At 67.7% G+C, this 14301-nt stretch carries 14 protein-coding genes; 4 read left to right on the top strand and 10 right to left on the bottom strand.

The genetic code is table 11. From position 1 onward, the window contains the following. Nucleotides 1-119: 119 nt before the first annotated feature. Both GM1_RS12740 and GM1_RS12735 read right to left on the bottom strand, forming a co-directional pair. On the bottom strand, nt 120-1673 hold the full coding sequence (locus tag GM1_RS12740) for a glycerol-3-phosphate dehydrogenase/oxidase (protein WP_008379402.1): 1554 nt from the start codon (nt 1671-1673) through the stop codon (nt 120-122). Next, nucleotides 1670-2305 carry a TetR/AcrR family transcriptional regulator gene (locus GM1_RS12735; protein WP_008379400.1) on the bottom strand — a complete coding sequence of 212 codons (636 nt, stop codon included), beginning with the start codon at nt 2303-2305 and terminating at the stop codon, nt 1670-1672. The genes GM1_RS12740 and GM1_RS12735 overlap by 4 nt, the downstream gene beginning before the upstream one ends. Before the next feature lie 40 nt (nt 2306-2345). On the opposite strand from GM1_RS12735, the gene GM1_RS12730 reads away from it, so the two are divergent. Further along, on the top strand, nt 2346-3941 hold the full coding sequence (locus GM1_RS12730; RefSeq protein WP_008379398.1) for an FAD-binding oxidoreductase: 1596 nt from the start codon (nt 2346-2348) through the stop codon (nt 3939-3941). Further along, a complete protein-coding gene (locus GM1_RS12725; RefSeq protein WP_008379397.1) occupies nt 3938-4840 on the top strand; it encodes a diacylglycerol/lipid kinase family protein in 903 nt (300 codons plus the stop codon). Before GM1_RS12730 ends, GM1_RS12725 begins: the two co-directional genes overlap by 4 nt. Before the next feature lie 6 nt (nt 4841-4846). On the opposite strand, the gene GM1_RS12720 is transcribed toward GM1_RS12725, so the two are convergent. After that, on the bottom strand, nt 4847-5758 hold the full coding sequence (locus GM1_RS12720) for a quinone oxidoreductase family protein (RefSeq protein WP_008379396.1): 912 nt from the start codon (nt 5756-5758) through the stop codon (nt 4847-4849). A 37-nt stretch (nt 5759-5795) separates the two neighbouring features. On the opposite strand from GM1_RS12720, the gene GM1_RS12715 reads away from it, so the two are divergent. Further along, nucleotides 5796-7097, top strand: coding sequence for a TrpB-like pyridoxal phosphate-dependent enzyme (locus tag GM1_RS12715; protein WP_040520052.1), 1302 nt, complete (start codon nt 5796-5798; stop codon nt 7095-7097). A 22-nt stretch (nt 7098-7119) separates the two neighbouring features. On the opposite strand, the gene GM1_RS12710 is transcribed toward GM1_RS12715, so the two are convergent. Beyond that, a complete protein-coding gene (locus tag GM1_RS12710; RefSeq protein ID WP_174316880.1) occupies nt 7120-7935 on the bottom strand; it encodes a PDDEXK family nuclease in 816 nt (271 codons plus the stop codon). Between the two features lie 178 nt (nt 7936-8113). Here GM1_RS12710 and argG point away from each other — a divergent pair, with 178 nt between their 5' ends. Then, nucleotides 8114-9529 (top strand): argininosuccinate synthase, encoded by a 1416-nt coding sequence (argG, locus tag GM1_RS12705; RefSeq protein WP_008379391.1) that lies wholly within the window; start codon nt 8114-8116, stop codon nt 9527-9529. Nucleotides 9530-9606: 77 nt separating this feature from the next. Here argG and GM1_RS12700 read toward each other — a convergent pair whose 3' ends face one another. The 6 genes from GM1_RS12700 to GM1_RS12675 all read right to left on the bottom strand — a co-directional run bounded on the left by GM1_RS12700 (nt 9607) and on the right by GM1_RS12675 (nt 14300). Then, nucleotides 9607-10179: a GNAT family N-acetyltransferase gene (locus GM1_RS12700; protein ID WP_008379389.1), complete on the bottom strand. Its 573-nt coding sequence runs from the start codon at nt 10177-10179 to the stop codon at nt 9607-9609. Between the two features lie 11 nt (nt 10180-10190). After that, on the bottom strand, nt 10191-10766 hold the full coding sequence (locus GM1_RS12695) for a TerD family protein (RefSeq protein WP_008379388.1): 576 nt from the start codon (nt 10764-10766) through the stop codon (nt 10191-10193). Between the two features lie 108 nt (nt 10767-10874). Further along, a complete protein-coding gene (locus GM1_RS21605; RefSeq protein WP_008379386.1) occupies nt 10875-11384 on the bottom strand; it encodes a TerD family protein in 510 nt (169 codons plus the stop codon). Nucleotides 11385-11401: 17 nt separating this feature from the next. After that, nucleotides 11402-12130 (bottom strand): hypothetical protein, encoded by a 729-nt coding sequence (locus GM1_RS12685; protein WP_040520050.1) that lies wholly within the window; start codon nt 12128-12130, stop codon nt 11402-11404. Beyond that, a complete protein-coding gene (locus tag GM1_RS12680; protein ID WP_008379382.1) occupies nt 12127-13314 on the bottom strand; it encodes a hypothetical protein in 1188 nt (395 codons plus the stop codon). The genes GM1_RS12685 and GM1_RS12680 overlap by 4 nt, the downstream gene beginning before the upstream one ends. Next, on the bottom strand, nt 13311-14300 hold the full coding sequence (locus GM1_RS12675) for a hypothetical protein (RefSeq protein ID WP_008379380.1): 990 nt from the start codon (nt 14298-14300) through the stop codon (nt 13311-13313). The genes GM1_RS12680 and GM1_RS12675 overlap by 4 nt, the downstream gene beginning before the upstream one ends. Between the last annotated feature and the right edge of the window lies 1 nt (nt 14301).

Genomic DNA, 14301 nt, shown 5'->3' with positions numbered 1-14301 from the left:
TGCTCCTTGAGCGAGCTTGCGAGTCGAAAGGTTTTGCGGCACAGGCCTTTCGACTCGCTCCGCGGGTCCTGAGCGAGCGCAGCGAGACGAAGGGCGCTCAAGGAGCAGTAGGACAGCGGCTAGAAGGCGGCCTCAGCGGCGGGGCGGGAGGCGTCGGCGACGAGCGGGGTGAGGGAGAGGCGGGATCGGCGCTCGAGAACGTCGTCCACAGTGATCGCGCCCTCGGCGTGCACACCGAACACGAACTCGGCCCCGGTCACTTCGGTGCCGTCGGCCACCGGTGCGGCGAGGTCCGGGTTGGACGCCCCGAGGTCGACGACGGCCGGCGCTTCCGTCCCGTACTTCGCGACCAAACGATCGGGCGCGTTGACGGCGGCGAGGACGTCGGGTCCTGCGGCTCCGACCAGTGCCAATGTGCGCGTCCGGCATGCGGCTGCGGTGAGGCCTGACGCCTTGATCGCTGCGTCGACGGCGTCCTGCGCCATGCGACGGTAGGTGGTCAGCTTGCCGCCGACCACGGTCACCAGCCCGTCGCCACGTGTGAGGACAGCGTGCTTGCGGGAGACGTCGGACGTCTCGCCCGATCCGGAATCGAGAAGCGGACGCAACCCGGAATAGGTGCCGATCACGTCGTCACGGGTCAGCGGTGTGCCGAGTGCGAGGTTGACGGTGTCGAGGAGGAAGTCGATCTCCGACTCCTCCGGCTGCGGAACGTCGGGGATCTCACCGTCGGCCTCCTCGTCGGTGAGCCCGACGTACACGCGGCCGTCGGCCTGCGGAAGGGCGAAGACGTAGCGGCCGAAATGGCCGGGCACGGCGACGGTGAGTCCAGCCGTCAGACCGTTGAAGCTGTCCTGGCTCATCACCAGGTGGGTGCCGCGGCTCGGACGAAGGGCGATCGCGGAGTCGACTTGCGCGGCCCACACACCCGTCGCGTTCACGACGGCCTTCGCGCGGATCCCGAAGCTGGCACCGGTGAGTTCGTCGGTCACATCGACAGATGTCCCGGTCACCTGGTCGGCGCGGGCGTGGGTGAGGACAGTCGCCCCGAGCGAAGCCGCGGTCCGGGCGATTCCGATGACGAGGCGGGCGTCGTCGTTGAGCTGTCCGTCCCAGTTCAGGAGGCCGCCGCGCAGTCCGTCCTGCTTGACGGTCGGCGCGAGTTCAACAACCTCGGCGGCGGAGATGCGGCGTGAGCGGGCCAGCGTGGACGACGGAGTCTTGGCGGCGATTCGCAGTGCGTCACCGGCCAGGAAACCGGTCCGCGTCAGGGTAGCGTTGAAGAAGTTGACGTCCTTCGTCAGCGGCACCACCTGCGGCAGCGGCCGCACCAGGTGCGGAGCGATCGTGCAGATCAACGCGTCACGCTCTACAGCGCTCTCGTATGCGATGCCGACGGCACCGGACGCCAGGTAGCGAAGGCCGCCGTGTACGAGCTTCGATGACCACCGGCTGGTGCCGAACGCGAGATCACGGCTCTCGATGAGCACCGTCGACAAGCCGCGGGAGACGGCGTCGAGGGCGACGCCGGCGCCGGTCACGCCGCCGCCGATCACCACGAGGTCAACTGCCGGCGATTCAGCGAGCCGAGCCAGGTCGGCGCTGCGACGAGCGGGTGACAGGAGCGACGACGGGTCGATTGACGGGTGGCCGGCGAGCAGGTCGAAGGTCATGGGCGGAGGTACCTTTCGAGGAGTTCCGAGAGTTCGTCGTCGAGCGCGTCGACGTCGTCGGGGTCGGTGAAGACGGGGCCGGTCAGCGCGAACGACCACGCCATCTGCAGGACGGTGGTCGCCATCCGGCCGGCGTCGCCGGCGCGGATCTCTCCTGTCGCCTGCCCTGCGGTCAGCAGGTGTTCGATCGTGTCGAGCTGGCTGCGCGACGTCCGGCCGGTGCGGTGGAGCAGGTACGGCATGAGGAACTCGGGATCCAGCTCGATGATGCGCTGAAGCAGCGGATGCTTCCGGGCGGCGCTCACGAGGTGCACGAGTCCGACGATCATCGACTCCCGCGTGGCGAGGCCCTCGCGAGCGGGTGACTCGGCCGCGATACGCGTGAACTCTCGCGTAGTGACTTGTGCGGCAAGCGATTCCACATTCGGAAAGCGCCGGTAGAGAGTCGCGCGGGACACCTCGGCGGTGCGCGCGACGTCGGCCATCGTGGTGCGGCGGATGCCGATGGTGGACATCAGCTTGGCCGCGGCATCGAGGATCACGTCCTCGCTGATCGCGTTCGCTGCGGTTCTCCCCTCGCCCCCGCTCGGGGGCCGGGAGGAACGCTCTCCATTGATTCGCTGCGACATCATATGTATAACTGTATCACCAACGCTGAACGGAAGGCCGAAAATGACCACGAGCGAGACCGCCGTCGACGTCGTCGACTTCACCCCGGGTCGCTGGGGCAACCCGAACGACCCGATGCACCTCTCCGACTCGGTGATCGGCGCGCTGACCATGCTCGGCATCAACGAAGCCGCGCCTGCACCGGTCGACCTGGTGATCCCCGCATCACGACTCGACGACGCCGCACTGGCCGACCTCGCCGCCACCGGCGCACAGGTCAGCACCGACGACACGCTTCGTGCTGCCCGCCTTCGTGGCTTCTCGACTCCTGACCTGCTGAAGTTCCGCGCCGGAGACGCCAGCGACGCGCCGGATGCGGTCGTCGCGCCGACCACCGCACACCAGGTTGCCGCCGTCCTCGCCGTGTGCGACGCCGCGGGCATCGGCCTGAGCCCCTACGCGGGCGGCACCACCGTCACCGGTGGCCTCGTCCCCGACCGCACGCGCCCGATCATCAGCCTCGACCTCCGCCAGCTGACCGGACTGATCGCACTCGACGAGGTCTCGCAGATCGCGACCTTCGCCGCGGGCACCCGGCTTCCCGACGCGGAACGCCTGCTCGGTGAGCGCGGCTTCGAGCTCGGGCACTTCCCTCAGTCGTACGAGGGCGCGACGGTCGGCGGCTGTGCCGTCACCCGATCGGCCGGTCAGTCGTCGATCGGCTACGGCCGCTTCGACGAGATGGTCGTCGGCCTCACCCTCGCGACCCCGGGTGGCGTCGCCGAGATCGGCACTGCTCCGAAGTCGGCCGCAGGCCCTGACCTGCGGCAACTGATCCTCGGCAGTGAGGGTGCGTTCGGCGTGGTCACGCAGGTGCGTGTGCACGTCCATCCCGTGCCTGCAGTCCGACGCTTCTACGGCTGGCACTTCCCCGACTTCGTCGCAGGCGCCGCCGCGATGCGTGCTCTCGCACAGGCGAGCGTCAAGCCCACCGTGCTGCGCCTGTCCGACGAGGCTGAGACCGGTCTCAACCTGGCGAATCCGTCGGCGGCCGGGTCGGCGAGCGGTCCGGTCGGCGGATGTCTGATGGTCGTCGGTTTTGAAGGCGACCAGGCGGACGTCGAATGCCGCGATGCTTACGTGACTGCACGACTCACCGAGCTCGGCGGCACGCCGCTCGGAACCGAGCCGGGCGAGCACTGGCGGGAAGGCCGGTTCCGCGGTCCGTACCTGCGAGATCCGCTGCTCGACGCGGGTGCACTGGTGGAGACCTTGGAGACGGTCACCTTCTGGTCGAACATCGACAAGCTGAAGGCCGACGTCACCGCTGCGGTCACCGGCGCCCTCGGCGAGCAGGGCACGCCCGCCGTGGTCATGTGCCACATCTCCCACGTCTACCCGACCGGTGCGTCGCTGTACTTCACCGTGATCTCCAACGCTCTCGCCGATCCGCTCGAGCAGTGGGGGAAGGCGAAGGCGGCGGCGAACGCCGCGATCCGCGCGGCAGGCGCGTCGATCACTCACCATCACGCTGTCGGCACCGATCATCGCGGCACATACCTCGAAGAGATCGGCGACGTTCAGGTGACCGCGCTGCGTGCCGTGAAGAACGCACTCGACCCCAACGGGATCCTCAATCCCGGTATTCTGCTGCCGTGACCAGCGCTGACGCGCCGCGCATCGTCGCGGTGGTGAACCCGATCTCCGGTGGAGGGGCGGCCAAGCAGCAGTGGCCTGCCGTCGCCGCGGAACTGGATCGGCTCGGCGTCTCCGACGTCGAGGTGATCGAGTCGGAATCGTCGGCGCACGCGACACGTGTGGCGACCGAAGCCGCGCGCAGTGGTGCGCTGACGGTTGCCGTCGGCGGAGACGGGCACGTCCGCGACGTGGCCGAAGGCGTGCTGGCGGTCGACGGCGCGCAGATGGGCGTCGCTGCCGCCGGGCGCGGCAACGACCTCGTCCGCCACCTCGGACTGCCGCTGGAGCCGACCGCCATCGCCGCGGTGCTGGCAGGTGGCCGAGTGCGGCGGATGGACGTGTTCGATGTGGAACGTCCCGACGGGACCACCGCTGTCGCGGTCGGCAACGTGTACGTCGGCCTCGACTCGGTGGCGACCGAGTTGATCAACCGGCTTCGTTGGATGGGGCGGGTGTCGTACCGGATCGCACCGGTCCTGACCGCACTTCGGTGGAAGCCCTTCCAGGTGGCGCTCACCGTCGACGGAGTCCGTCACGAGTCGTCCGCGCATATCGTGGTGGTCGCGAACTCGGGCGACTACGGGCACGGGCTCCGCATGGTTCCCACGGCGTCGGTCGACAGCGGTGAGATCCAAGTGATGCTGATCCGCGGTGATCACTCGAAGTACCGCCTTGCGAGCCTGATGAAGCAGGCGAAGACGGGGGCGCACGCGGGACGCGAGGAGATCGAGTTCCTGTCCGGAACCACGATCACTCTCGACGCCGACCGGCAACTGCCCGTCCACGCAGACGGTGACCTGCTCAGCGCGTTCCCGGTGACCGTCACCGTCCGTCCCGGAGCGCTGCCGATCCTGGTGTAGTGGGCCTCAGACGGTGAGCACGACCTTCCCGCCTGCGGTGCCGGACGCAACGAGTTCCAGGGCCTCGCGCGCCTGAGCGAGTGGGAACGTCTGGGCGACAGGCACTTCCAGTTCGCCCGCGGCGAGGAGGCCGATGAGCTCGGGGCGCACGGCATCGCGGAACGCGGTGCTCTCCGGGTCCATGCCCGCCACAGCGACGAAGCCGTGCCGGTCGGCGGCAGGCTTGTTCGCGGCTGTGATGATCCGCGACTTGTCAGGCACGAGTGCCAGTGACGCATCGGTGGCCTCGTCGGTGCCGGCGAGGTCGAGGGCGGCGTCGAAGGTCCAACCGTGGAGCCGGTCGATGAGGCCGGGGCCGTAGGCAACGGGCACTCCGCCGAACCGTCGCACTGCGTCGAACCTCATGGCGCCCGCCGTCCCGACCACTCGGACGCCGCGGCGTGCGGCGAGCTGCAGAAGAGTCGCACCGACCGCGCCCGACGCTCCGTGCACGAGGATCGTGTCACCGTCGGACGCTCCGCTGCGATGCAGCATGTCGGCGGCCGTCGTGCCGGCGAGGAGCAGTCCGGCCGCGGCGACGTCGTCGACGGAGTCGGGCAGGATGAAGGCCTTCTCGGCCGGGAACGTCAGCTCCGTCGCGTAACCGCCGTGCACGCGGAAGGCGACCACCCGGTCACCCGGCGCGAAGAGACCGGCCGCTGCGGATCCGACGTCGGTGACGACCCCGGCGATCTCATAGCCGACCGGCACCGGGTAGGCCGTAGCGCGTCGGGTGTGTTTGAGATCGGCCGGATTGACACCCGCCGCGCTGACCTCGACTCGCACCTCGTCCGGGCCCGGCGTCGCGCCTTCGACCTGCACGAACTCGAAATCGGCGAGCCCGTCGGGACCGCTGCACCGCCATCGTCGACCCGTCATGTGCTCCGAGAGTAGACCGCCCGTTATTGTGACGTGCATGACAAGCAATGTTGACGCCACGAATCCCGATCTCGTGACCGTGGACGTCCCCACCCACTGGTACAACCTGGCGGCCGAACTCGACCAGCCGATCCCGCCGCATCTGCACCCGGGAACCAAGGAGCCGGTCGGCCCGGAGGATCTCGCTGCGCTGTTCCCGGCAGGGCTCATCGCGCAGGAGGTCTCGACCGAGGCGTACATCGAGATCCCGGAACCGGTTCGTGAGATCTACAAGATGTGGCGTCCCTCGCCGCTGTTCCGCGCCCGCAAGTTCGAAGAGGCGCTGAACACCAAGGCTCGCATCTACGTGAAGTACGAGGGTGTGAGCCCGGTCGGCAGCCACAAGACGAACTCGGCCGTCGCGCAGGCGTACTACAACAGCGTCGACGGCGTGAAGAAGCTGACGACCGAGACCGGTGCGGGCCAGTGGGGCAGTGCGCTGTCGTTCGCCGGCGCGCAGTTCGGCATCGACGTCGAGGTGTGGCAGGTCCGGGCGTCGTACGACTCCAAGCCGTACCGCGGACACCTCATCCGCACCTACGGCGGAACGCTGCACCCGAGCCCGTCGGATCTCACCGAGGCAGGCCGCGCGATGCTCGAGAAGGATCCGAACACCACCGGCAGTCTCGGCATGGCCGTGTCGGAGGCCGTTGAGGTCGCCGCCAAGAACGACGACACCCGGTACGCACTCGGCAGCGTCTTGAACCACGTCGTCCTGCATCAGAGTGTGATCGGCCAGGAGGCAGTCGACCAGCTGTACGCCGTTGAGCCCGGTGGCGCCGACGTCGTGTTCGGTTGTGCCGGTGGCGGATCGAACCTCGCCGGTCTGTCGTTCCCGTTCCTGCGCGAGAAGATCCACGGCCGTTCGAACCCGCGCATCGTCGCAGCCGAACCGTCGGCGTGCCCGTCGATCACGCAGGGTGAATACCGCTACGACCACGGCGACGTCGCAGGCCTCACCCCGCTGCTGAAGATGCACACCCTCGGCATGGACTTCGTTCCGGACCCCATCCACGCAGGCGGCCTCCGCTACCACGGCATGGCGCCGGCACTCAGCCACACAGTGGAGCTCGGCCTGGTCGAGGGCACCGCGATCGATCAGCACGACGCGTTCAGCGCCGGAGTGCAGTTCGCGCGGGCCCAGGGCATCGTCCCCGCTCCGGAGTCGACGCACGCGATCGCCGCCTGCGCCGCCCACGTCGCGAACAGCGACAAGGAGGAAGTCGTCGTGATCGGCCTCTCCGGGCACGGCCAGCTCGACCTCCCCGCCTACGCGGACTTCATCAGCGGAGGCTTCTGACCGAACTGCCGCGAGGATCGCCTCAGAAATCGGGCCACGAGGGCATATTGCCCTCGTGGCCCGATTCGCGAAGCGATCTTTGCACCATTGCGCGGTCGCGGGCACTCCTCGCACGGTGGCGGTCGGCCCGGGTGATCGCGCGGATGTCGGCGAGGGTGCCGGGCCAGTCGTACAGGATGTCGTCGTACGTGAGCCGCATCGTCAGCCATCCATCGAGCAGGGCGCGGCGGTCGCGATGATGATCGCGCTCGTAGTCCTCGCGACTCGAGTGGTGAAGCACCGAGTCGCATTCGAGAATCAGCTTCCCGATCCGTAGGTCGGACCAGTCGATGCCCGCTATCCGCGGTTGGACGACAACTGTGAAGTGTGCGGCGCGGAGCCGTACCCGCGTGATGCTCTCCGTCCCGGATTGTGCACGCGGATCGGTGCGGTAGGCGAGATCGCGGACTGTCGGCCCGACCGCTCCCATCTGAGCGAGTAGATCTTCCACCGATTCGCCGGTCGAGTTCAGATACGAGTCGCACACGGCAATCCATTCGTCGGCCTCGAGGCAATGGGCTGCGTACTTGAGAGCGATGGGGATGGAGTCGACCGCGTCGAGGGTGGAGCGGACCGGCCCCTGAAAGGGTCGGCATGCGGGGTTCTTGCCGGTCATCTTGGGACTGCGTCGCAGGTGCAGTGCGGTGTGTCCGGGCGGAACCCAGAGTCCGTGGAACTGAAGCGCCGACACGCATCCGAGGACGCCGCCGTCTCGCACTGCGGTCGCCGCACGGAGATCATGAGCGCCGAGGGCGAACCACCCGGACCGCAGGCGGGTGAGAGTGCCGTTCTCAACCATCCTGCGGATGTCGGTGTCCGTCAGTCCGTCGGCATGCAGTTGCGCGCGAGTTCGTATCCCAGCATCCCCCATACAAGGTCAGACGCACAGACGCACAGAGCGGTTCCACGACGCGCGGTCGCCGGTCGCAATCCGACCAGATTCGTTGGGACGCGGAACCACTGTTTAAGCTGGACGTATGTCGAAAGTGCTGAGTTCTCTGCCCAAGGGCGAGCGTGTCGGAATCGCCTTCTCGGGTGGCCTTGACACCTCCGTCGCCGTCGCGTGGATGCGCGAGAACGGTGCGGTGCCCTGCACCTACACCGCTGACCTCGGTCAGGCCGACGAGCCGGACATCGCGTCCGTGCCCGGCCGCGCCGAGCAGTACGGCGCCGAGATCTCGCGCCTGGTCGACTGCCGTTCGGCACTGGTCGAAGAAGGCCTGGTCGCGCTGCAATGCGGTGCGTTCCACATCCGCAGCTCCGGCAAGACCTACTTCAACACCACGCCGCTCGGCCGTGTCGTGACCGGCATGCTGCTGGTCCGCGCCATGAAGGAGGACGGCGTCGACATCTGGGGCGACGGTTCCACCTACAAGGGCAACGACATCGAGCGGTTCTACCGCTACGGCTTGATGGCCAACCCGAACCTGCGGATCTACAAGCCGTGGCTCGACACCCAGTTCGTCGAGGAGCTCGGCGGTCGCCATGAGATGAGCCAGTGGCTCGTCGAGCGGAAGCTGCCGTATCGCGACTCGCAGGAGAAGGCGTACTCGACCGACGCCAACATCTGGGGCGCGACGCACGAGGCCAAGACCCTCGAGCACCTCGACCACGGCCTCGACGTGGTGGAGCCGATCATGGGCGTCGCTGCATGGCGCGACGACGTCGAGGTCGCCACCGAAGACGTCACGATCCGCTTCGAGCAGGGTCGCCCGGTCGCCATCAACGGCGAGGTGTTCGACGACGCCGTCGCACTCGTCCTGAAGGCCAACGAGATCGGCGGCCGTCACGGTCTCGGCGTCTCGGATCAGATCGAGAACCGCATCATCGAAGCCAAGTCGCGCGGCATCTACGAAGCGCCCGGCATGGCGCTGCTGCACATCGGCTACGAGCGTCTCGTGAACGCCATCCACAACGAAGACACCGTCGCGAACTACCACAACGAGGGTCGTCGCCTCGGTCGACTCATGTACGAGGGCCGCTGGATGGACTCGCAGGCGCTCATGCTCCGCGAGGCACTCGTCCGGTGGGTCGGTTCCGCTATCACCGGTGAGGTGACCGTCCGTCTCCGCCGCGGCGACGACTACCACTTCCTGAACACGCAGGGCCCGGCGCTCTCGTACCACCCGGACAAGCTGTCGATGGAGCGTGTCGGCGACGCCGCGTTCGGGCCTGCCGACCGCATCGGTCAGCTGACGATGCGCAACCTCGACATCGCCGACTCGCGTTCGCGCCTCGAGCAGTACGCGACCCTCGGCATCGTCGGCGGCGCGACCGCAGACCTCGTCGGCGAACTGTCCGAGGGCGGCGCGCAGGCCATCGCGGGCGGCAGTCCGGAAGATGCGGCCTCGGAGTCGCTCGACCGCGCCGCCATCGACTTCGGCGTCGACTAGACATCACTCGGGTCAGCACAAGCCCGGGCGATCCGCATGGATCACCCGGGCTTTGTGGTGTGAAGAGTACCGGCTGGTCAGCGCAGGTCGTAGCGCATGATCACGCGTGGGAAGCCGCCCGACAGTGACGACGTCGGGCCGGCGTAGACGAAACCGGCACGTTCGAACATGGTCCGCGATCCGACGAACGCCATGGTCAGGTCGATGCGGTCGGCGCCGTTGTCGGAGGGGTAACCCTCGAGGACCGGGGCGCCGTTGGTGCGGGCGAAGTCGATCGCGCCATCGAGCAGGGACGCCGTGATGCCCTCGCCTCGATGGCCGGGACGTACACGCAGGCACCAGACCGACCAGACGGGAAGGTCGTCGAGGTGGGGGATCTTGGTGGATCTCGCGAATGACGTCTCGGACCGCGGCGCGACTCCCGCCCAGCCGACGACGTCGTCGCCGTCGTAGGCGAGGACGCCGGGCGCGATGGTCGACTCACACAGCGAGCGGACGTATTCGCCGCGTGCCGGCCCGACGAGGGCGCGGTTCTGCTTCGCGGGGAGCCGGTGGCTCAGGCAGAAGCACACGCTCGCGTCGGGCCGCTTGGGGCCGACCATCGTCCGCACATCCTCGAACGAATGGGCAGCGCGGACGACGATCGGCATCGGACGAACCGTCAGATGTTGACGCCGAAGTCGCGGGCGATCCCCGCGAGGCCGCTCGCGTAGCCCTGACCGATCGCGCGGAACTTCCACTCGCCGTTGTAGCGGTACAGCTCGCCGAAGCTCATCGCCGTCTCCGACGACGCGTCCTCGGTGAGGTCGTAGCGGGCGATCTCGGCGCCGTTCGCGCGATTGACGACCCGGATGAATGCGTTGCGGACCTGGCCGAACGACTGACCGCGCGCGACTGCGTCGTGGATCGACACCGGGAAGACGATGCTGGCGATCTCCGGCGGCACAGCGGCGAGGTCGACGTTGATCGACTCGTCGTCGCCGTCGCCCTCACCGGTCAGGTTGTCGCCGGTGTGCTCGATCGAACCGTCGGGCGAACGGAGGTTGTTGTAGAAGACGAAATGCTGGTCGGAGGGGACCTTGCCGTTGGCACCGAGCGCCAATGCGCTGCCGTCGAGGTCGAAGTCGACACCGGAGGTGGTCCGGACGTCCCAACCGAGGCCGATCGTCACCGCGGTGAGGCCGGGGGCCTCCTTGGCGAGGGAGACGTTTCCGCCCTTGGCGAGGCTCACGCTCATGAGATGTTCCTTTCGTTCGATCTACCGATTAGGTGTCTAGCCGACACCACTTCATCATGCGGGGCTGACGGAAATCTGAGAGTTCATCCGCTTGACGCACACGGAGGCTCAGACGTTGACGCCGAAACTCTTGGCGACCGCCAGCAAGTCGCTCGCGACAGTGCCGTCGGCGTCGAGGATCCAGCGGTCGCCGTCGCGCACGATCCGGCCGTAGACGAGTGCACTCGCTGCGGGTCGCTGCTCGTTGATCTCGAAATTCACGATCGGGCCGAGCTGGGCGTCTTCGATCGCGAAGACGGCGTCGCACAGGTCGGCGAACGTTCCGAGACCGTTGTAGACGGTTGCGACGACGGCCACTGCGGTGACCGCTGACGGCAGGTGGGAGAGGGTGATCGTGACGGTCTCCTCCACGATCCCGCCTGCGCCGCCGGAGTGTTTCACAGCGCCGTTCGTCGACACCGGATTGTTGAAGAACACGAAGTCGGAGTCGGATGCGACCACTCCGGCGTCGTTCAACAGGAACGCCGACAGATCGAGGTCTGCGTCGTTGTTCGATCCGCGGGAATCCCAGAACGTCCGCACGGTGACGTCGGTGAGCGTGCCAGAACCCGGTCTCATACCGGTTGATTCTAAGGTCACCGCGCGACCTGGGCGGATCGGCGTCCCGAACGTGCATTCGTGAACGCGACCGAGGGTGCGAGCCACGCACAGACGGTGGCGCCGATCCCCAGCACCACGATCAGAACGGCGCCGGGATCAAGACCGATCAAGGCACACAGCGAGATCACGCACAGGGGTATCGCGGCGATCCGCGGCCACCGCTGACCACGCCAGATACTCAGGGCGAACAGCACGTACAGGCCCGCGGCGACGGCCGCGACCGAGTAGTTCACGGCGAGGAGCCAACCCTGCACGTCGTTGACGGTGTCCTCTGCGGCCATGCCGACGGTGTGCGTTTCGTCGAGATCAGTCACGTTGGTCGCGAGATCACCCAGCCAGTAGACGCCCATCGACACTCGGACGGCCTGAATCACGGTGATGACGGCGGCGATCGCCAGCGCCGCAGCCGCGATGATCGTCGTGATGGGTCGCTCGGAGACAAGCGGTGCAGGCGTTTGCTGCGGCCATCCAGAGGGCTGCCGCGCGGGTGCGGACCACGCGGTCTGTTGCTGCGGCCACCCGTAGTCCGCGGGTGCGGGAGGTGCGGGTGTGGGCCACTCCGGGGCGACAGGCTGCGCCGGAGCGGTCGTCCACGGCTGTGTCGGTCCCGATTGTGCAGGCCCAGGCCCGAACGGCGAGGGCTGACCGGACGACGGCGCGCTTTGCCGCCACGGCTGATTCGGAGCAGAGAACGGGTTCGTCATTGCCGAACCTGTCCCCATGTCTGCTCTTCGAGCGCGCCGCTGCCCGCGAGAATCCAGCGGACGGGATCACTGCATCGGAACGATGAGATCCCGTTCCGGTGCAGCTTGTCGCCGGAGGGTGACTCGCCGAGCGCAGACACCACGAAGAAGCGATGGTTGTAGTACTGACCGGTCACGTTGTTGCGGATGTTCCGCAACCGGGGTCCGGCGCCGAGGCGTTGCAGCAGACTGCGGACCTCCGCGTCGACGAGCTGACCGTCGACGTGGTCGTACTGCCTGGCGATGAGCCCGGGATCACGGTTGTAAGCCGCGCCCGCGTTGCCCATCGCCGAACTCCACTTGCCGTTCTCGACTTCCGCGAGCTTTTGAAACGCGTCGAACTTCGACAGGATCACGGCGATCGACGGGGTCCCGTCGCCGACGAACGACAGGACGGTGTCCAACACCTCGCGAGGATCGCCGCCCAGCTCGGGAATCGGGATCATATCCTGCAACTCGGCGGCGATCTCCTTCACGCGAAGAGGATCGAAGAGGAAGAACACCGAATCGGCACGTGAGAAGAATTCGAGGACCGGGCCGCTCACGTTCTGCGGATTCTCCAGGTCTTCGCCTGCGACGTCGCGAATCACCAGGTAGCGGGTCTGCCCGTTCCAGATTCCGATGTTGAAGATCAGCGGATGATGGGCGAACGATGTTGCGCTCGCCGTCGGCGACGCCACACCCTGCTCTTCGTAGAGCGGCTGCTCGTAGTGCGTCCGGAACCGTTCCCGAGTCATCTGATCGGCGGGCTGCACCACCTCGTTGTACTGCTCGGCCAGGCGCTGCAACTGCTTGATCAGGACCGCGATGTAGACGGTCTTGCCGGTGAAGCGGGCACCCGCCATCGCGATGCACGTCGCGTGACCGGCGCGCCACCGGGGCAACAGGACGTAGTGGCAGTTGGGGCACACCTCGTCGACGTCCGACGCGTCGACACTTGCGGGGAGAAGGGTCCAGTTCGGATCGTTGGGAGGCACACGCTCGGTGTGCACTTCGCCCATGGTCACGGTGTGTCCCGTGTAGGCGGTGGCGGTGTCGTCGATGCCTGTGGTCTCCGGCGACTTCAACGTCCACGCGTAGACGTCGTACGGAAGCGGATGGAAGCACCGTGGGCACTTCGTCTGCGGGAACACGGGCCCGGTCATGCCAGCAGACCCTTGCCGCGCGCCGAGCGGATCAGGTCGGTGACGATCGCTGTCACCGCGGGCGCGTCGTCCGCCAGGCGGGCCTGTGTGTCGTCGCCCTGGAGGAGGCAGACGGCCGCGTCGTGCGCTGCCGCCGCACCGGTTGCGACGACCAGGCCCACGACGTGACTGTTCGGGGTGACCACCGCCGGGACGGGCCCGTCGGTGATGACCACGGTCAGCGTCGGGCCTGCGACCGGTGCGCTCAGGCCGGGGACGAGGTCTGCCGCCAATCCCAGACCCGCTGTGGGCGGATCGCCTGCCCGTGCACTCAGTTCGGCGAGGCCGACCCGCGTGTACTCGGTTGATCCCGGCAGCGTCGCAAGCCAGTCGACGGTGGTCTGACCGCTGATCACCGCGCTCAGGCCGGCGACGATGTCCGCGCAGGCGGCGACGGCTCGCTGATCGAAGGCGGGGGACATCGACGTCGACAGGTCGATGATGCACCGCACCGACACCTCACTTGATGCGCGCACGTGATCGACTCCGAGCACACCGCGAGTCGCAATGCGAGCAGCGTGCGCGACCGGGGGCAATGGGACGTCTTCGACGTCGAGGAGCGTCGTGATCTGCAAGGCGCCGTCCGGCTCGGGGGCCACCGTCGCCAGGTCGACGAACGCAAGACCGGACACGTCACGAGGGGCGAGCGACGCGGTGTCGCCCCCGCGGCCGAGCGCACCCTCCGGTGTCATGGACAGATGCAGAATGGTGTTCGGCGCAAACCGGTCCAGTCCGGCAGCCGGCACCGCGCCGACTGTCGTGAGCTCGGTTATCGACGGCAGGATCACCATGTGCGCGCCGTTCGGCACCGAAGGCACCGCCGCACCGCTCTCCGATCGCGCCGTGATCCGCGCGTGAACGCCGGCGTCGGACGTCGTCAGGGACACGGCGAGCGGTCCGCGCGGGAGTCGTGCGGTGTTGCTGCTGTCGAGGACGTAAGTTGCCACG

The organism is Gordonia malaquae NBRC 108250 (assembly GCF_000344135.1).
GTDB lineage: Bacteria > Actinomycetota > Actinomycetes > Mycobacteriales > Mycobacteriaceae > Gordonia > Gordonia malaquae.
This window is presented reverse-complemented; position numbering and strand designations above follow the sequence as displayed.

What these genes read in the sequence shown, in the direction of transcription:
- GM1_RS12740 (WP_008379402.1), bottom strand. Translation starts at nt 1,673, where the DNA reads ATGACCTTCGACCTGCTCGCCGGCCACCCGTCAATCGACCCGTCGTCG.
- GM1_RS12735 (WP_008379400.1), bottom strand. Translation starts at nt 2,305, where the DNA reads ATGATGTCGCAGCGAATCAATGGAGAGCGTTCCTCCCGGCCCCCGAGC.
- GM1_RS12730 (WP_008379398.1), top strand. Translation starts at nt 2,346, where the DNA reads ATGACCACGAGCGAGACCGCCGTCGACGTCGTCGACTTCACCCCGGGT.
- GM1_RS12720 (WP_008379396.1), bottom strand. Translation starts at nt 5,758, where the DNA reads ATGACGGGTCGACGATGGCGGTGCAGCGGTCCCGACGGGCTCGCCGAT.
- GM1_RS12715 (WP_040520052.1), top strand. Translation starts at nt 5,796, where the DNA reads ATGACAAGCAATGTTGACGCCACGAATCCCGATCTCGTGACCGTGGAC.
- GM1_RS12710 (WP_174316880.1), bottom strand. Translation starts at nt 7,935, where the DNA reads ATGGTTGAGAACGGCACTCTCACCCGCCTGCGGTCCGGGTGGTTCGCC.
- argG (WP_008379391.1), top strand. Translation starts at nt 8,114, where the DNA reads ATGTCGAAAGTGCTGAGTTCTCTGCCCAAGGGCGAGCGTGTCGGAATC.
- GM1_RS12700 (WP_008379389.1), bottom strand. Translation starts at nt 10,179, where the DNA reads ATGCCGATCGTCGTCCGCGCTGCCCATTCGTTCGAGGATGTGCGGACG.
- GM1_RS12695 (WP_008379388.1), bottom strand. Translation starts at nt 10,766, where the DNA reads ATGAGCGTGAGCCTCGCCAAGGGCGGAAACGTCTCCCTCGCCAAGGAG.
- GM1_RS21605 (WP_008379386.1), bottom strand. Translation starts at nt 11,384, where the DNA reads ATGAGACCGGGTTCTGGCACGCTCACCGACGTCACCGTGCGGACGTTC.
- GM1_RS12685 (WP_040520050.1), bottom strand. Translation starts at nt 12,130, where the DNA reads ATGACGAACCCGTTCTCTGCTCCGAATCAGCCGTGGCGGCAAAGCGCG.
- GM1_RS12680 (WP_008379382.1), bottom strand. Translation starts at nt 13,314, where the DNA reads ATGACCGGGCCCGTGTTCCCGCAGACGAAGTGCCCACGGTGCTTCCAT.